Source organism: Desulfopila sp. IMCC35008 (genome assembly GCF_010646885.2).
Classification (GTDB): Bacteria; Desulfobacterota; Desulfobulbia; order Desulfobulbales; family Desulfocapsaceae; genus Desulfopila.
Map to the genome: position 1 here is coordinate 5856538 of NZ_CP050700.1, position 16861 is coordinate 5873398.

Consider the following 16861-nt stretch of genomic DNA (forward strand, 5'->3'; position numbering starts at 1 on the left):
AATGGAGATGTTTTTCCCATTAAGAGATCGGTATCTTGGTGGTCATACCCATCAGCGGCCAGATGACGCTGACAGCGAGCCAGGTGACCAGCATCAGGATGGCGGATGCGGGAATACCGTATTTCACAAATTCAGCGGTCGTGAATTGTTTTGAGTTATAGGCAATAGCATTGGGCGCCGCGCCGACCAGAAGCAAAAATGGCATACCTGCCACAACAAGTGAGGAGAAGAGAATAACCTCTCCACTCACGCCAAGGTACGGAGCGATAACAAGCGCGACGGGGAGCGAAATTGCGATAGCCGCGACGTTCATGATAAAGTTGGTCATCATCATCACGAAAAAGGCCATGCCAAGTACAAAGACGATGCCCGGAGCGTCCTTGAACAGCTGCAACCAGTTGACAGCCAGCCATTTGGCGGCGCCGGTTTCCCAGAGACAGAAACCGATGGACATGGCACCCGCAAAAAGCAGGATGATATTCCACGGGATCTCTTCAAGGTCATCCAGACTGAGGATATTCAACATAAAGAAAGCGATAGTCGAGCAAAGCATGATGCCCGTTTTATTCAAGGAGGCAAGTGCCGGGATAAAGTTCTTCAAGGCAATGAGCAGGATGGTTGCCAGCACCACAATAATGGTAGCTATTTCATTGCGACTCCATGAGCCGAGTTCGACATACATCCTTTTAGAGCGCTCCTGGAGACCTGTGATCTCGCTTTTTTCCGGCTTGAAAAAGAACATGCAGAAACCCCAGAGAATAAAGACCATTAACCAGCCGATTGGAAACATGTACCAGGTCAACTCAAAGAAACTGACATCGACATTCATAATATCTTTGTAGAAGCCAAGGGCGACAGCTCCTCGGGCGGCACCGAGCAAGGTCACGATAGAACCTGCACCGGCCACATAAGCCATACCAATGAACAAACCTTTACCGAACTTGGTCGGTTGATCGCTATCGGAGTAGAGGGCATGGATCGTCATCAGCAACGGGAACATGGTTGCTGCTACAGCAGTATGGGCCATCAGGTGTGTCAAGAGGGCGGTCATGACGAAGCAGCCCAGGTAGATCATGGACGTCTTCTCTCCGACGATAGCCAGCATCTTATATGCCAGCCGCTTTGTCAGGCCGGTTTTGGTAAAGACCATGCCAATGACTATGGAGCCGAAAATGAAGAGGACGGACGGGTCCATGAAGTCCTTGAAAGCTACGGAGGGGCTTCGGATGAGAAAAAGTGCCTGCAGGGTGCCGATGGCAAGGCTGGTGACGCCGATGGGTACCACCTCAAAAACCCACCAGGTGGCTGCGAGGGCGAAAATGGCAAGAGCGCCTTTTGCTTCCCTGCTCAATTCAAAGTGCTTGCCGAGAGGGTCGACAGCGTCCGGTAGCGGCGGGCACCAATAGACCACCGCAAAAAGAACAAGCCCCAGGCACATAAAGAAAATGCGCTGTAGATCAGGGGACCTTACCGGAGATAGAGATTGTGTTACGGTTGCTTCACTCATGATAAGTATCCTTCGGTCAAAATTCTATCTGTTGTACCAGAGGGAGGGAAACAGCAATTGCCGAGAATTTTGAATATATCCTCGATACGTATCGCTCCCTTGAGCACGTTATTTTCTGTTACCGGTAAAACATTCTTTTGATGGGCGAGCATTATTCCGAGTGCATGAACAACATGGGCTGAAACACTCACGACGAGCGGTTGTTGATCCATAAATCGGTGGACGGAAACAGACGCCTGAGTTCTGCATTGGTCCTTCAACCATTCATCGATAACCACGATTAGTTCTACAAAATGTTCGCTCTCTTCGAACACATGTTTTGAAGCAGAGGGACGCAAAGCTGGCTGAAAAAACTTCTCCAGTATTGCCGAGAATCTGAGCTGGCCAACCAGCCGGCCTTCCGTGTCTGTAACCAGCATGTCTTCGAAATTCAAATGCTTCCCTTCTCCTGATTGGTGCGCCAAAAACAATGCTATTGCATTGTAGATCGGTTCGTCCTGACTGATATGCGGGTATCTGGAAAGAGGAATCAATGTTTCCCGGACAATGGATATATCGAGTTTCATGCCGTCACCGTTGTATTTCCTTTGGGGGTTGATTACCAACCTTGCCTCGTTGCTATTCCTGTGAGTACTGTCCGGGTTTTCTCTGACTGGGACTTTGCAAAGCGATCACGGGCAATACGAACTTTTTCCAGCAGGTTGTTAATCTCGACAGGTTTTTCAATAAAGTCGGATACTCCTATTTTCATGGCATCCACCCCACTCCGGACGGTCCCGTGACCGGTTAGAATGATTACCTCCAACGAGGGATTCATTTCCTTAATTCTCTGTGTGGTTTCAAGACCATCCATGCCGGGCATCGACAGATCGACAATGATTACCTGAAAAAGCTCAGATGAAAGTTTTTGCAGCGCCTGCTCTCCGCCGAGGGCGATATCAACCCGTAACCCTCTCATTTTCAAACGCTCAGAGAGAGTCTGCAGAAAATCATGTTCATCGTCCACCAGCAGTACGCGCGTTAATTCATCCTCAGTCACACTTCACCTCGATTATTCTATCCAGTCAGGTTGTTCTCACTCTGCCTCTTCCAACGATTATCACGGATACACTTTTGTTGAATTCTCAGTAAGCAACCATCATGCCAGACGTTTGGGTATTCGTCATATAGGCAGTGATTACAAGAAGATATCAATAAATTGTGCATCCGAATTGCTCGATTTTCCGACAGATTTCTGTCGCGGAAGCGTGATACATGTAGTTCTGTATCGTTACTAAATGTTACATAACGTGACAGTGATGCCCGGCTGCAGCTAATCTTTACAGTTGCCATCCAGCTACTGGAGGTGATGCAGAGGGGTCTGTTATGTACTGTTATAGCACGGTAAATGGGGATCGAGCACGTGAGAGAGGAGGGGCGGGCAGGTGTGTCGTGGAATGGATATCAGCCAATAATTAGGGGGGGGCGGAACAAAACGTTACATAAAGTTACACATGAACACGTCATCTGTACGTATCCCAAGTGGCCGAATTGTGAATTATCCCTTTGTAAATAAAGGAATATCATGACAATCCAACAGCTGGCACGAGACATGCAAATATGATAGTGACGTACAAAACGGAATTCATCGAATTCCTCAACCGTTATATATTGAATGAGGTATACTATGTCATCTATTGCACTGTTTCCATGTTCCTTTACCCCATCGCCAAACGTAGCCAGCAGCATAGCCGCTTCACTTCAACTTACGTTGTATGGTGACAACGACCTGATCCGGGACACTGCTGAAAGGTACGATGTACCAGAGGCTAAACTGCAAAAAGCAATTTTCGGAAATACATCGGTTTTTAATCAGTTCACCCTTGAAAGGGAAAAGATGCTCAACCTGCTTCGGTCTATGCTTGCTGAGAAGTTGTCCCAACAGGACCAGCACCTCTTTTTCGGTTTCATGGCCCTGCTGATACCTGCAGACGTATCTCATGTCCTGCACGTCCTTGTAGTGGGAACAAAGCAGGGTCGCATAGAGTCTGCCATGAAAAACGGTCTCACCGAAAAAGAAGCCAGAAAAGCTATCCATGCTGACGATGTGAAAGCTTATGACTTTACGGATTTCCTCTTTCAAAAAGAAGCGTATAACAACGCCCTTTACGATCTCGTCGTACCGGTGGAGGAGAAGAGTTCGGAAGAACTCGCCGACATTGTATCTCAATATTTTCACAAGACTTCTGTTTTGAGAACCGAAAAATCGATACAGGCAGTTGCCAACATGCAGCTTGCTGCAAAAGTCGAACAAATCTTATTGCAAAACGGTCATCGGCTGGAGGTCACGGCTATCGAAGGAGAGGTGCAGCTCAAGGTCCAGAAAAGCGTATTATTATATGATAAGCTGGTAACTGATGTCACAAATCTCGTAGAGCAGATCGATGGTGTACAAAACGTGGTGGTCGAAAAAGGGTATAACTATAATGACTCAATATACCGCCGCCAGAAATTTGAACTGCCATCGAGAGTATTGTTCGTCGATGATGAGAAGGATTTTGTCCAGACAGTCTCTGAGAGACTAATCAACCGAGACGTTGGTACTTATGGTGTGTATAATGGAGAAGAGGCCCTGAGTGTCATAGAGGAGGATAGACCGGATGTTATGGTACTTGACCTCAAAATGCCGGGTCTTTATGGGGTTGAAGTTCTTCGACAGGCAAAACAGATCGCACCGGAGGTCGAGGTTATTATACTCACGGGACACGGCTCGAATCAGGATATGAAAGACTGCATGGAACTGGGTGCCTTCGCCTATCTTAATAAACCTGTAGATATAGAAGAGTTATCTAAAACAATTAAGGCAGCAAATGAAAAGGCTTTATCAAGGAGTGCTCAGGCGGCGTAGCCTGAATGCTTCCACTCTAGAGAGACATAAAAAGGGGATAATTTCATGGAAGACGGATTGAAGACAAGAGTACTCCTGGTTGACGATGAAGAGGATTTCCTTTCGGTTCTAAGTGAGCGCCTGGAAGCACGGAATCTCAAAGTAAGTCAGGCAACCGGTGGCGAACAGGCCGTAGAAATCGTTGACCAGAAAGACTTTGACGTGGTTCTACTGGACCTGTCCATGCCCGGCATGGACGGCCTTGAAACCTTAAAGAAAATCAAGGCCGATCATCCGGAAACAGAAATAATAATCCTTACCGGACATGGCACCGTCCAGGCCGGCGTTGAGGCGATGAAGCTCGGAGCTGAGGACTTTGTAGAAAAACCAGTTGATATTCATGTTCTCATGGAAAAAATTCAGGATGCCAGGGAGAAGCACGTTCTGGTCATGCAGGAAAAATCCCGGGAGGAGATTGAGAAAATACTCAAGAGCAAGTCCTGGTAACTCATACTCCGGGGAATCGTTGGCTGCGATGGTGCACCGGTGATTTTATAGCGGAAAGGGAGATCATACACCTACGGGAAAACCCGACAATCATTTATGAGACATTTATTCACACCCCATTTTCCAGCACTACTTGAGGGTATTCCCTATCCCGCCATGGTCCTTGACAGGATGTTTCGGATTGTTGCCATGAACACTTTAATGGAGGCGATGACCGGCTATACTGTTGAGAGAGTTCAAGGGCTGCACGGCGAACTTGTCGTTCGAAGCAGTAACGGAAACTCGCGTGGAATTCGCTACTCCGAAGTGCTCAAATCGGAAACCGCCCTCTCCATTCACGGAGACATAATAAACAGCAATCGCAGAAAAATTCCCATCCAGTACCACATTTCCCCTCTTTCCGGTGACGACGGGGAAACCGGCTTGCTGGTCGTGGCGGAAGATCTTTCCGCTCAAAGCCAGGAAAATAAGCATCCCATTCGTGACTTTACTTCCGAAGAACTGATCGGCTACAGCCCCAAGATGCAGAAAGTATTCGACATGATACCTCTGTTGGCTCATACAGACGCCTCTGTACTCATCACCGGTGAGACAGGAACGGGAAAAGACAAGATTGCCGAGCTGATCCATCGCGAGTCGGAGCGTAGCCGCTTCCCTTTTATCAAGGTAAACTGCGGAGCGCTTCCACTCGACCTGCTTGAATCTGAGCTCTTTGGCCATGTAAAAGGTGCGTTCACCGGTGCCTCACGAACAAAACAGGGGATGTTCAAACTGGCGAACCGCGGCACTCTGTTCCTGACTGAGATCGGTGATATGCCGCTACCGCTACAGGTGAAGCTCTTATCCGTACTTGACGACAACCGATTCATCCCCGTTGGGGCTGAGCAGGTCGTAGAAGTGGATGTCCGCATTATTGCAGCAACGCACCGCCCACTCCGAACCCAGGTGAAAAATGACCAGTTTCGGGAAGACCTTTTTTACCGGTTGAATGTGTTACATGTCCACCTGCCTCCTCTGCGGGAGCGGGATAGTGATATGCGCTATCTGCTTGACCACTTCCTGGAAAAATTTACCCGGGCCTTGCGTAAGACGATAGTGGGAGTCACCCCTGCAGCCATGAAACATTTGCTCGCATATCAATATCCCGGCAACATCAGGGAACTCAGCAATATTGTCGAGTATGCTGTTAATATTTGTAAAAGCAAAAAAATTAGCGAGCAGCATCTCCCTCCCTACATGTTTGAAAAACAGCAGGTCATGGAGAGAGTAGAAGAAGTGGAACCTGTAGGTCATGTGGAGGACGTCGAACAGGTTGCGGTGGAAAAACCGATACAACGTTCAGGTAGCGGGGAGAGTTGGAGCGATATCGAACGTAAAATGATTGTTGAGGCGCTAAAAAATAACAATGGGAATCGCAATCGGACAGGTGAGGAGCTCGGCTGGGGCCGCATGAAACTTTGGCGTAAGATGAAAAAATACGGGTTGCTCTAAGGGGAGACTACAGATGCCAAAATTACTCATACCCATCCAGGGGGATTACGTTGCCCCAAGGTTCGATCTTGCCACCGAAGTGTTGGTGGCTCGTCACGAAAAAGGGCGGTGTTTAGAAGAACCCAAAACAATCATCATGGAACGTCCCTCGGATGAAGGGCTTTGCCAAATGATCGTCGAAGAGAATGTCACCGATGTTGTCTGTGGGGGCATCGAAGAGCTTCATTATAATTTTCTGGTCTGGAAGAAGGTGAATGTTCTCGATGGAATTATCGCTGATTGGCAAACCGCACTGGAGAATGCATTGGAGGGAAACTTGAAACAAGGTGACATCCTGCTTACCGGCAAAGAAAAACAGGGGGCTCTATGAGTGAATCACAAGTCCTGACGATCTTTGACAAAATAATCCCAGCTTCATTGAAGCAGGCTGCAGATCTTGGAGCGGCTGGCAGGAGCTACCGGCGCCTCAGGGTTGTCCTGCTTTCCTGGATGCTTGGTCTCGCTATATGCCCGCTGCTGTTGGTCGCCGGGATGGGGTATTATTATTATAACGATCTGCTGAAGAATTCTGAAAAGGAACAGCTGGAGTGGCAACTGGACGGTTCGATCAGGTCTATCGATCATATGGTTGACCGCCTTAAATCCGTTGTGCAGTTTGCAGCCCACAGAGGACCGTACAGTGAACTAACAAATGAAGATAATCTTGAAAAACTGCTTATCCATATCCAGCGATATTACGGATTCTTTGCAGATCTTGGAGTAGTTGACAGGGATGGTGTCCAACGTGCCTACTATGGGCCGTACGACCTGCATGGGGCCGATTATTCTAGAGAAGACTGGTTTCGGCAAGTTGTTGAGCAGGGTATGACTATCAGCCCGGTGTATATGGGCTTCAGGAAGGCTCCGCATTTTGCTGTTGCAGTCAGTAACATTGATCCCGGCTCCGGACAATCCTGGGTGCTGCGTGCGACGATTGATGCGGCCAAGCTGCAAAAATTTGTCAACACAATCAAAACCAGCGCAGCGGATGATCTTTTTTTGGTGGATGAAGAGGGTATCCTCCAGACTCCTTCCATCTTTTACGGAGAGACGCTTTCACCTTTCAGTCCGGATGTAGTACCCGGAATCCGCAGGAATCTGACGGAGGATAATGAAGGAATTTTCGAGGCGATAGGTAAGATTGATAATACACCGTGGTCCCTGGTGATCCTCAAGAGGCACTATGTACACCAGAAAGATTGGAGGGAGTTCAAGAACAAGCTGTTTATCATGGTGCTTCTCTCTATAGTTGTGGGCATTCTTATTGTTTACTGGCTGGTTAGAAACCTTACAGGTCTGATCCAGAGAACGGACGAGATGCATATTGTCATGCTGCAGGAAGCAGAACATACAGACAGGCTGGCCTCGATCGGACGGCTGGCGGCGGGTGTCGGGCATGAAATAAACAATCCGCTGGCAATCATCGACCAGAAAGCCGGGCTCATTGAGGATCTTATCGGCATATCCGGAGAGTTTGAATACAAAGACGCGATTCTGGAATCTTTACAGGGAATATACAGGAATATAGAGAGATGCAAGGCAATCACCCACCGTCTGCTCGGGTTTGCCAGAAGAACCGATGTCCAGACTGAATCAATCGATCTCCGCCAGTCTATATCAGAAGTGCTGCAGTTTCTTGAAAACGAAATGGTCTACAACCGCATAAAGGTTGATCTGCAAATGCAGAACAACGTACCTGAAATTGTCAGCGATGGTATGCAGCTCCAGCAAATCTTACTTAACATCATAAATAACGCTATTGATGCAATAGGTAAGGACGGAACCATTACCATCACCGCCTATCCTGTTGCCGGGGATGTGCGGGTTGTGATTCAGGATGATGGGCCGGGTATAGAGAAAGAAATGCTTTCAAATATTTTTGAGCCGTTTTACACAACCAAGGAGCAGGGAAAAGGCACCGGGCTTGGCCTGTCGATCACCTACGGCCTCATCAAAAAGCTGGGTGGTGACATTACCGTACGATCCCAGGTCGGAACCGGAACGGCTTTTACTATCACGATTCCCATATCTCATGAGGATATAGATGACACAGGAAAATGACAAAAATATCAATCTGTTGATTGCCGATGATGAACATGAGTTCGCAGCAACACTCGTGGCACGACTTGAAATCAGGAATTTCGTGGTGAGGATGGTTAACTCAGGTCATGACGCACTTGAGGCGATAGATGATGAAGAGCCGGATGTATTGCTGCTGGACCTGAAGATGCCTGACATGGATGGGCTTGAGGTTCTGGCAAGACTCCGTGAACACCATAAGGATTTAAAGGTTATCATTCTTACAGGTCATGGATCTTTTGAGGCAGGGAGGGAAGGCATGGAGCTTGGAGCATACGATTATCTCATGAAACCGATTGAGCTGGGCAAGCTGATTGAGGTGGTCCGGTCAGCTTGTGAGGCATCGTGAGTACCACTGTAGAACAAAATCTAATGTCTGGGTGTGTCCTATGAACAACAAGCTTAATCAGGAAGAACTGCTGGGAGTGTATGAAATTTGCCTGGAGGCATTTGCAGGAGTGTCAGCGATCATCACTCACGAGATACGAAACAACATGGCTGTCATCAATGAGAATTCAGGACTGCTGGATGACCTGGCGCTCATGGTCGGAGATCAAGGGGCTGTGCCCAATAAAAAGGTCCGCCATATTGCAACAAGTATAAACGGACAAATTGTTAAGGCGAACAATCTCATGAGTAAATTTAATATGTTTGCCCATAGCAATGACACCGCTTCTGCTACTCTTGATGTGCAGGAAACACTCGACATCATGATTTCCCTGACTCGTAGAAAAGCTAAGCAAAACAGAATTACCGTGGTGGCCGGGGTGGAAGAGGGAATACAGCTAACCACTCGCCCATTGGTTTTTGAGGCACTGCTTTACCTTTGCCTGACCGACATGTATACCATATCAGCGCAGGGCTGCAGTGTGGAGGTGTCTAGCAGCTCGGACGGTGATTTCATCACCTTACAGCTCATAACTGGAGCAGGGGGGGGAGCGTTGACGTCTTCTACAGAAAAAAAAGCGAAACTTCTTTCAAGAGCAATTCAGGCGGAATGTGACATATCTGATAACAGGGTAGCTATCCGGCTTCCTCAATGAATGAGTCTGCAATGAGAGTGTCTGATGTCGTGGATAAGCAGTACTGATTGCGTGTCTTCTCCACTAATAACAAATCCCAGTCTGCTCAGGCTTTCAGGGGAGTTTGTATTTTCCTAATACGCCAAATACCATATCCGGAAGATCGTCTTTCTTTCGTGAGCTCCTCTGGAGCTGATTGAGAATTTTTTCAATGGTGATCCTCTCTCCCAGGAAGACATGTCGTAACATCAGTGAGATAAGTCGTGTCAGGGCGGTCAGATTTGCGATATGACCCTGCAGTCCGTGGTCATTTTCTCCTGCCGTCGACATGAAGAGTTCCACCGGCTTCTCCTCATGTTCTGATACGATGAGGTACCACTGATTGCTTTCTCTGTCCTCTGCCTTGTAACGTTTTGCCGGAAGCACGTCGGGAATATCATTTTGCCATGGGATCTTAATTCGTCGGACCTGTGGCAGGATTGCCCTGTCCTGAAAGAGGGGCCAGGCTTTTTCTACCGTGTCGGGTGTGTTTATAATCGCGTAGATCGCTGGTTTACAGGTCACGCATGCAGGAAATCGGTTTTTAATTCTTGTTACTTTTTCTGTGGATCCGCAAAATCGGCACTTTCGGGGCTTCATGTTCTATCTCTTGTAAAAAATATTATTGGTAAGCGATGATCAGTTCTACAGTGTTGCAACCTTATCAGTAGGGGTTTTCGGGATAAATTCAGCGAAATCTTTCCCATCGATGCCATTCGAAGTTGTCCTGGGAAGGCCAGTATCTGCTTTGCGAAGGGCGGAACATGTGTCTTTCTGAAAGAGTGAGGATGTGGCCGGGGAGGTTCGGGTCCTTTTTAGTGGCAACTGATACAAGCACCTTGAACTGTCGGTCAACCGACATCAGCCCGTTGTCAAATGACCAGTGGCAGAGTTTGCACAATGCCATACCGTTTGTCGGGTTGTCATTTTTGCTTTCAGACCATGGTTTGATGTGGGCGGCGTCGACGACGGTATGTCCCTCTGGTGTCAGCATTTTGATGCCGCAGAGAGCACATCGGTGTTGATAGAGGTTGATGACCGCCCTCCTGAATCCCTGGCTGCGAATTTGTTCCCTTTCTCTTGCAAAGTGTTCTGCCGGTATTGGTAAGTCCGCCGTTGCCGGGTGTTCCATGAGGCTGAAAGAGTAGGTGTCGGAAGCTTGATTGATCAAAGACTGTTCGTGAACAGTCTTTTGGAATTGTGGTGAAAAGTAGGTGTCTATGAGAACTGTTTGTAGCTTTTCTCGCGAATGGGCCATCTGCAGGAGCATGAAAAGATCCTTACTGATGCGCGCCCCCAGATATACCTCTCGCAGTCGTTTCATTGAGCTTATGGAAAGGCTTTTCTGGTGTATCTGCCCGGGCTGTGGCACGAGCTCCCAGAAACCGGAAGTGTCAAGATGATAAAATGGATAGGACATGCTGGCCGGCCGGTTGAAATCGGGCAGCAGCGAGATGTATTGTCCAAAGGTTTCCAGCAGCTCAAACGAAGGTTCAATGAAGGTAGTGGTGATCCTGCCAGAAGAAATATGGTCGATTACGGAGAGCAGCAAAAACGGCTTATAAGGAGAGCAATGGTTGGTATGTTTGGGCCAGGATTTACGATTTCTGTCAACTCTCAACTTGGAAAAAGAAAGCAGGTAGTTATCGAGTCTCCCACACATTTTTTCACCGAGCCTGGTTTCTGTATTAAGGTTAATTTGAGCGGCTGCGCCTGATTGTATTTCTATCCTATCACTATGGCAAAGGCAAGGCAGTGCGGCATTTTTTTCACCTGTAGGCCATGAAGCCACACATGTATTGACAGAGTGGTGGAGGGGCAACGTTCCTGAAAAACGGAATAAGGTGTCTGGTATACCGGAATCTGAGAATAGGAGGAAGACATCAGGAGATAGTGATATTGATTATCATCCAGATATATTGCGGGATTTTAGAATTGATGGGTTTTGGCATAGATATTGGATAAATCCTTTGAGGTTTTTGAGACATGGTGAGAAGAGAGCTGGAGTCCCCCTGAGTGCTGTCTCTGTTCCTGCCTGATGAAGTGACTGTTGAACGAAGGACGAAGATGGATTTTGATACTGCTATTATTTTAGGTTTGACGGCGTGTGCCTACGTCTGGTTTATCTCCATAGGGATTTTTGAGGAAAGAGAAGAAATAAAGGCTCAAGAACTGGAGGCGGTTAAACGCCGACAGAGGGCTGAGTATTTGAAAAAATTATATGACAGAGCCCTGTAATGGCAGGAAACCGGAAAGCCGGTGTTCTGGTTACGATGTATGTAGTGTGACTGGATACTTGCAATCAGGTGGCCTTCTTGCCATTGTTTGACAAAATTGTGAGTCAGACATGAGAGGCAGCATCTGAAAATCCATGAGCCGCGGTTTTCAGTCCATCAAGCTACGGGATATTCCCAATTGTAACCCGCGAAGCTCAGCGAGGCCACGCATGCGCCCGATTGCACTGTATCCCGGATTCTCAGGCGCTTTCTTGTCAAGATCATCCATTATCGTGTGACCGTGGTCGGGTCGAAACGGTTACTGCCAGTTCAGGCAGCCTGACGCTTTTCGTTGCTGCATTTCAAGCAGCAGGGCACGGGTGACTTCATACATGTCGACTGATCCTTCCAGGTGGTTGGCTTCATAAAAACTGCCGTCAGGATTTCGTTGGGTACTGCGAAGGTGTGCACAATGAATGCGGTTCCCGAATTTTTTGATCATCTCTGGCAGGTTATTGTCAAGGCGTGGGCTGAAAGAGCCGGTACAGAAACATAAACCATTTGATGGTCTGTCCACCGCCGCCAGGAGATCCTGCACATCCTGTGCTGTAGAAACGATCCGGGGCAATCCCATTATGGGATAAGGCGGGTCATCAGGATGTACAGCCATTCTTACCTCAGCAGCTTCAGCAACAGGGATTACCTCTTGCAGAAACTGAAAGTAATTGTGCTTGAGGGTCGCGGTATCAATCTTGTCATACGCGGAAATCATCTGTCTGATGTCGGTAACTGAAAGCCAAAGTTTACAGCCGGGAAAGACATCGATGATGGATTTTTCAAATTGTTTCTGTTCAGTTCTGGTGAGTCCCTCAAAAAAACACCTGGCCTGGGTGAGTTGGTTGGCAGAGTAATCCGCTTCCGCCCCAACCTGTTTCAGGATATAGAGTTCAAATGCAGCAAACTGAACTGGATTGAAATTGTAGAACCATTGTATTTGCAGTTTCGTGAGGCTAATTTGCCGATTGTAAGGGAGGTTCGAATTTTCGGTACTTGGGGTTCCACCACTCTCTTACCCGAACATTGCTGAAAATCATTTGCAGACCCAACTGAATGCGGCCTTCTGTCACCGACCTTTTCCTACGCCATGGTGCCACATCAAGCCAATCCTGAAGTTGCTGGTCGCCATAGTTTGCCAGCAACTGAGGCAAAGTATATGCCACAGACATGAGCTGTGTCCAGCGATGCAGAACCTGACGGGACTGTTGCTATGCTACTTTCCAGCCCCAGTTGTTCTTCATCTGGTTGAAAAGATCCTCGATTGCCCAGCGTCTTGCATAAAAGGTGAATATTTCCTGAGCAGTAAATTGTGGTGCTGTAGAGAGAGACTTTCTCTCTCTTTTCTTTTAAGCAGGCAAGGCAACTCGCTTAGCCGAATACTTTTGGCCGTATTTTCGATGGCGACTCTTTTTCCCTGTTTTAACAGAAAGGTCGTACAAAGGAGGAGCTTTCTTTTATATCCCCGCCATGACTATTTCATATGTCGCTGAAGGGGAAATTGTTTTTTATCGATGGAATAGAAACTAAACTGGATATGGGGTAGCCTTTCTCAAGGCACAGACCAACCTTACTTTGCTGACCTTTCCTGCCTGCACAGGAACTGCATTCGGTAGTTCTGCTGCCATTTTTCCCGGCACATCTCTTCTATTCTGGCCTCCCGGTTGGCTCTGCGATCGATATTTTCTTCGTTTATCAGTTCAGTGATCTCTGGATCATTTGAGCCTGTTCCCAGAAATCCGTCCGGCTGTTCAACAATGAGGCCGTGCTGTTTGAGGGTTTCGATCTTGGCTTCTCTTTGGGCCAGTTGGTGCCGGATAGAGTCTGCATGAAGTTCGGCAGTGTTCAGCAGGGCTGAAATCGCCAGTATTATAAGTAATCCCCTTTTGTTCATTGTTTGTTCCCTGTTGTTACTTTTCTTCAGACTATAGTTTATTTACTTTGCGTTTGCACTGCACTGATTCGGTGTTTTTTCCCGAAGAATTCTTTGATGAGCACTAGACTTAAATGGTACCGGGCATCTGATGTGACTGACTGGAAAAGCCTGACTGGCAGAAAGAGTGGAGTGTGAGAGAAATGTTACCAAAAAGCAGACAGAAAGAGGCGTTTTTGTATCATGCTGCCTCACTTCCTGTAATCGAAAATTTTTAGGAACTCGGTTTCCGCTTTATTTTCAAGTGGGGACCATGTATAAAAAAAATAGAAGACAAACAGTGATTTTACTTATCTGTATCTCAGTTGCAGCCGGCAAGCTTCAGGTTGCAATCCGGATAGAAATACCAATTACACCATGAGGGCATAGAAATGACAGAGAAGATGTGGGTATATAAATTTGAAGAGCTGGACGCTGCAGAGAGGTATGTCGGAGGAAAATGGGATGATATCCGGGGCCTGTTTGGCGGTAAGGGAGCCAATCTGGCCGAGATGATTCGTATAGGGGTGCCGGTACCTCCGGGATTTACCGTCACTACTGAGGCATGTAACGGGTACTTGCATGCAGGCGGTGTTTTCCCCGGGCAGATGTGGGAACAGGTTCTCGAAGCTCTGAAGGGTGTAGAACAGAAAACCGGGAAGAAATTTGGTGATGCGACGTGCCCCCTGCTTGTATCCTGCCGGTCCGGTGCAAAATTTTCAATGCCCGGGATGATGGATACTGTCCTCAATATCGGTCTGAACGATACCACCGCTGCGGGTATGGTTGAACTTACTGGTGATGCGCGTTTTGTATATGACGCATACCGACGCCTCATCCAGATGTTTGGCTCTGTTGTCATGGGCATACCTGATGAAAAATTTGAGGAGGTTATTTCTGCTGCCAGGCTCAAGGCCGGTGTGGAGCATGACACCCAGTTGAGCGCGGAGCACTGGTTGGAGATGACACAGAAATTCAAGACCATATTCCGCAGCCATACCCAGGTGGATTTTCCCCAGGATCCGGTGGAGCAACTCCACATGGCAACGGAAGCGGTCTTCAAGAGCTGGAACGGCAAGCGGGCCATAGATTACCGTAACGCTGCCAATATTGCGCATGATCTCGGGACAGCCGTCAATGTGCAGACCATGGTTTTCGGCAATATGGGGGATGATTGCGCTACCGGTGTGGCCATGACGCGTCACGGTTCAAACGGAGAGCCCGGCCTGGAAGGAGATTTCTTGATCAACGCCCAGGGAGAGGATGTTGTTGCCGGTATCCGGATGACGGAAGATATTCTGGAGATGAGTAAAAGTTTTCCGGAAGCATTCAAAGAGCTGGAACAGATCGCGGATAAGCTGGAGAAGCATTATCACGAAATGCAGGATATGGAGTTTACCGTTGAGAAGGGTAAACTTTGGATGTTGCAGACACGGGATGGCAAGCGAACGGCTCAGGCGGCTGTCCGTATCGCTGTGGACATGGCCAATGAGGGTCTTATCACCAAGCAGGGGGCGGTAACACGGATAAGCCCGGAGCAGATTGATTTCTTTCTGCATCCGCAGTTTGCGCCTCAATCACTTGAACTCGCACGCTCTGAGGGGCGTATGGTTGCACGGGGGCTGAATGTCTCTCCGGGTGCTGCCAGTGGGTTTGTGGTGTTTACAGCAGACCTTGCAGAATCATGGTCAAAAGAGGATGGTAAGAAGGTTATCATGGTTCGGCCGGAAACCAAACCCGACGATGTACACGGTATGCTCGCTGCAGAAGGTGTGCTCACCAGCCGCGGCGGCAGAACAAGCCATGCTGCCCTGGTAGCGCGTCAGTTTGGTAAGCCGGCGGTTGTCGGTGTCCAGGAGCTGGAAATAGACCTGATTCGCCGCGAGATGCAGGTGGGAGAGGAGCTGATTCGGGAAGGGGATGTCATCTCCATTGATGGAAATACCGGTGAGGTCTTTCTGGGAGAATTGTTGAAGATGATCCCGGACATCAAGGATCCCTGGTTAATCGATCTGTTGTCATGGGCTGATGAGTTCAGGACACTTGGGGTCTGGGCAAACGCAGACTATCCGGATGATGCCGCCCGGGCCAGGGAGTATGGAGCACAGGGAATCGGGCTCTGCCGGTCAGAGCATATGTTTTTTGAAACAGAACGGCTGCCTCTTTTCCAGAAGATGATAATGGCCGATCTGGCGGTTGATCAGCGGGACGCGCTGAATGAGTTGCTCCAGTTCCAACGCGAAGATTTTGCCGGATTATTCAGGGTGATGGATGGACTGCCGGTCATCGTCCGGTTGATAGATCCGCCGCTCCATGAATTCCTGCCTGATTTTGTCGAGCTCATGCTTGAACTGTCAGATATGAAATTACGTATCCGCGATACGGCAACGCTCTCACAGATCGATGAACTGCTTGGGCAGATACGTGTTAAAGAGAGAATTCGTGAGCGTGCCGAAAAACTGCGCGAGCAAAATCCCATGCTCGGTATGCGCGGAGTGCGGCTTGGTATCCATATCCCGGATCTGACCAAGATGCAGGTCCGGGCAATATTCGAGGCCGCCTGTCAGGTGACAAGGGAAGGATGCACGGTTCTGCCTAAAATCATGATCCCATTGGTTGCCCACGCAAATGAGTTGAGGGTCCAGAGAGATAGCCTGGAGAAAGAAGCCAGGCTGGTAATGGAAGAACAGCAGATAGAGATTGAGTACAAGTTCGGTACAATGATAGAGCTGCCGAGAGCCGCGTTGACTGCCGACCAGATTGCCGAGTATGCAGAATTTTTCTCTTACGGCACCAACGATCTAACCCAGACGACCTATGGAATATCGCGTGATGATGCAGAATCCGGTTTCCTGGTGGAATATGTCCACAAAGGTATCCTGCCTGAAAACCCTTTTGCCACATTGGATGCGGATGGTGTCGGCCAACTCATGGCGATTGGTATCAAAAAAGGGCGTAAGGTCCGGCCGGATCTGGAATGTGGGATTTGCGGTGAACATGGCGGTGATCCGCAGTCCATCGACCTCTGTCATGGGATGGGGCTCAGCTATGTCTCCTGCTCTCCCTTCAGGGTGCCGATCGCACGACTTGCTGCTGCCCATGCGGCTTTAAAAGATAAATCGTGAGAGT

17 protein-coding genes and 1 pseudogene are annotated in these 16861 nt (G+C 48.4%); 9 read left to right on the forward strand and 9 right to left on the reverse strand.

What is annotated here, in order from left to right; genetic code table 11:
* Positions 1–19: 19 nt before the first annotated feature.
* The 3 genes from GA520_RS25110 to GA520_RS25120 are packed head-to-tail and all read right to left on the reverse strand — an operon-like array spanning position 20 to position 2546.
* Positions 20–1507 (reverse strand): SLC13 family permease, encoded by a 1488-nt coding sequence (locus tag GA520_RS25110; RefSeq protein WP_163336150.1) that lies wholly within the window; start codon positions 1505–1507, stop codon positions 20–22.
* Entirely contained in the window at positions 1504–2073 is a 570-nt protein-coding gene (locus GA520_RS25115; protein WP_163336151.1) for a CBS domain-containing protein, read from the reverse strand. Before GA520_RS25115 ends, GA520_RS25110 begins: the two co-directional genes overlap by 4 nt.
* A 32-nt stretch (positions 2074–2105) precedes the next feature.
* Positions 2106–2546, reverse strand: coding sequence for a response regulator (locus GA520_RS25120; protein ID WP_163336152.1), 441 nt, complete (start codon positions 2544–2546; stop codon positions 2106–2108).
* Positions 2547–3173: 627 nt separating this feature from the next.
* Here GA520_RS25120 and GA520_RS25125 point away from each other — a divergent pair.
* The 7 genes from GA520_RS25125 (at position 3174) to GA520_RS25155 (ending at position 9532) form a co-directional block, all read left to right on the forward strand.
* A complete protein-coding gene (locus GA520_RS25125) occupies positions 3174–4394 on the forward strand; it encodes a response regulator (RefSeq protein ID WP_163336153.1) in 1221 nt (406 codons plus the stop codon).
* Positions 4395–4439: 45 nt separating this feature from the next.
* Positions 4440–4880: a sigma-54 dependent transcriptional regulator gene (locus GA520_RS25130; protein ID WP_163336154.1), complete on the forward strand. Its 441-nt coding sequence runs from the start codon at positions 4440–4442 to the stop codon at positions 4878–4880.
* A gap of 96 nt (positions 4881–4976) precedes the next feature.
* Positions 4977–6371, forward strand: coding sequence for a sigma-54-dependent Fis family transcriptional regulator (locus GA520_RS25135; protein ID WP_163336155.1), 1395 nt, complete (start codon positions 4977–4979; stop codon positions 6369–6371).
* A 13-nt stretch (positions 6372–6384) separates the two neighbouring features.
* Positions 6385–6741 (forward strand): hypothetical protein, encoded by a 357-nt coding sequence (locus GA520_RS25140; protein WP_163336156.1) that lies wholly within the window; start codon positions 6385–6387, stop codon positions 6739–6741.
* A complete protein-coding gene (locus tag GA520_RS25145; RefSeq protein WP_163336157.1) occupies positions 6738–8471 on the forward strand; it encodes a PAS domain-containing sensor histidine kinase in 1734 nt (577 codons plus the stop codon). The genes GA520_RS25140 and GA520_RS25145 overlap by 4 nt, the downstream gene beginning before the upstream one ends.
* On the forward strand, positions 8455–8838 hold the full coding sequence (locus tag GA520_RS25150; RefSeq protein ID WP_163336158.1) for a response regulator: 384 nt from the start codon (positions 8455–8457) through the stop codon (positions 8836–8838). The genes GA520_RS25145 and GA520_RS25150 overlap by 17 nt, the downstream gene beginning before the upstream one ends.
* Positions 8839–8878: 40 nt before the next feature.
* Complete coding sequence (locus GA520_RS25155) at positions 8879–9532, forward strand: hypothetical protein (RefSeq protein ID WP_163336159.1); 654 nt, start codon at positions 8879–8881, stop codon at positions 9530–9532.
* A 93-nt stretch (positions 9533–9625) separates the two neighbouring features.
* Here GA520_RS25155 and GA520_RS25160 read toward each other — a convergent pair whose 3' ends face one another.
* Positions 9626–10150: a hypothetical protein gene (locus GA520_RS25160; protein ID WP_163336160.1), complete on the reverse strand. Its 525-nt coding sequence runs from the start codon at positions 10148–10150 to the stop codon at positions 9626–9628.
* A gap of 88 nt (positions 10151–10238) precedes the next feature.
* The gene (locus GA520_RS25165; protein WP_163336161.1) at positions 10239–11213 is read right to left on the reverse strand and encodes an HNH endonuclease; all 975 of its coding nucleotides are present in this window, start codon (positions 11211–11213) and stop codon (positions 10239–10241) included.
* Positions 11214–11617: 404 nt separating this feature from the next.
* On the opposite strand from GA520_RS25165, the gene GA520_RS25170 reads away from it, so the two are divergent.
* Positions 11618–11788: a hypothetical protein gene (locus tag GA520_RS25170; RefSeq protein ID WP_163336162.1), complete on the forward strand. Its 171-nt coding sequence runs from the start codon at positions 11618–11620 to the stop codon at positions 11786–11788.
* 147 nt (positions 11789–11935) lie between these two features.
* Here the strand turns inward: GA520_RS25170 and uxuA are convergent.
* From uxuA to GA520_RS25185, 4 genes and pseudogenes are all read right to left on the reverse strand, one after another.
* Positions 11936–12781, reverse strand: a pseudogene (gene uxuA, locus GA520_RS25175) (mannonate dehydratase).
* Positions 12777–12992 carry a hypothetical protein gene (locus tag GA520_RS25180; RefSeq protein ID WP_163336164.1) on the reverse strand — a complete coding sequence of 72 codons (216 nt, stop codon included), beginning with the start codon at positions 12990–12992 and terminating at the stop codon, positions 12777–12779. Before GA520_RS25180 ends, uxuA begins: the two are co-directional and overlap by 5 nt.
* 39 nt (positions 12993–13031) lie before the next feature.
* Complete coding sequence (locus GA520_RS27360; protein WP_370362818.1) at positions 13032–13115, reverse strand: hypothetical protein; 84 nt, start codon at positions 13113–13115, stop codon at positions 13032–13034.
* 275 nt (positions 13116–13390) lie between these two features.
* Entirely contained in the window at positions 13391–13714 is a 324-nt protein-coding gene (locus GA520_RS25185; RefSeq protein WP_163336165.1) for a DUF1318 domain-containing protein, read from the reverse strand.
* 410 nt (positions 13715–14124) lie between these two features.
* Between GA520_RS25185 and ppdK the strand changes: the two genes are divergently transcribed.
* Positions 14125–16857, forward strand: coding sequence for a pyruvate, phosphate dikinase (gene ppdK / locus GA520_RS25190; RefSeq protein WP_163336166.1), 2733 nt, complete (start codon positions 14125–14127; stop codon positions 16855–16857).
* The last annotated feature ends 4 nt before the right edge of the window (positions 16858–16861 follow it).

Bases quoted from the DNA above. Each gene is read 5' to 3' on its own strand.
- GA520_RS25145 (WP_163336157.1), top strand. From the start codon at position 6,738: ATGAGTGAATCACAAGTCCTGACGATCTTTGACAAAATAATCCCAGCT.
- GA520_RS25130 (WP_163336154.1), top strand. From the start codon at position 4,440: ATGGAAGACGGATTGAAGACAAGAGTACTCCTGGTTGACGATGAAGAG.
- GA520_RS25185 (WP_163336165.1), bottom strand. From the start codon at position 13,714: ATGAACAAAAGGGGATTACTTATAATACTGGCGATTTCAGCCCTGCTG.
- GA520_RS25160 (WP_163336160.1), bottom strand. From the start codon at position 10,150: ATGAAGCCCCGAAAGTGCCGATTTTGCGGATCCACAGAAAAAGTAACA.
- GA520_RS25170 (WP_163336162.1), top strand. From the start codon at position 11,618: ATGGATTTTGATACTGCTATTATTTTAGGTTTGACGGCGTGTGCCTAC.
- GA520_RS25140 (WP_163336156.1), top strand. From the start codon at position 6,385: ATGCCAAAATTACTCATACCCATCCAGGGGGATTACGTTGCCCCAAGG.
- GA520_RS25180 (WP_163336164.1), bottom strand. From the start codon at position 12,992: ATGTCTGTGGCATATACTTTGCCTCAGTTGCTGGCAAACTATGGCGAC.
- GA520_RS25150 (WP_163336158.1), top strand. From the start codon at position 8,455: ATGACACAGGAAAATGACAAAAATATCAATCTGTTGATTGCCGATGAT.
- GA520_RS25165 (WP_163336161.1), bottom strand. From the start codon at position 11,213: ATGTGTGGGAGACTCGATAACTACCTGCTTTCTTTTTCCAAGTTGAGA.
- ppdK (WP_163336166.1), top strand. From the start codon at position 14,125: ATGACAGAGAAGATGTGGGTATATAAATTTGAAGAGCTGGACGCTGCA.
- GA520_RS25135 (WP_163336155.1), top strand. From the start codon at position 4,977: ATGAGACATTTATTCACACCCCATTTTCCAGCACTACTTGAGGGTATT.
- GA520_RS25115 (WP_163336151.1), bottom strand. From the start codon at position 2,073: ATGAAACTCGATATATCCATTGTCCGGGAAACATTGATTCCTCTTTCC.
- GA520_RS25110 (WP_163336150.1), bottom strand. From the start codon at position 1,507: ATGAGTGAAGCAACCGTAACACAATCTCTATCTCCGGTAAGGTCCCCT.
- GA520_RS25125 (WP_163336153.1), top strand. From the start codon at position 3,174: ATGTCATCTATTGCACTGTTTCCATGTTCCTTTACCCCATCGCCAAAC.
- GA520_RS25155 (WP_163336159.1), top strand. From the start codon at position 8,879: ATGAACAACAAGCTTAATCAGGAAGAACTGCTGGGAGTGTATGAAATT.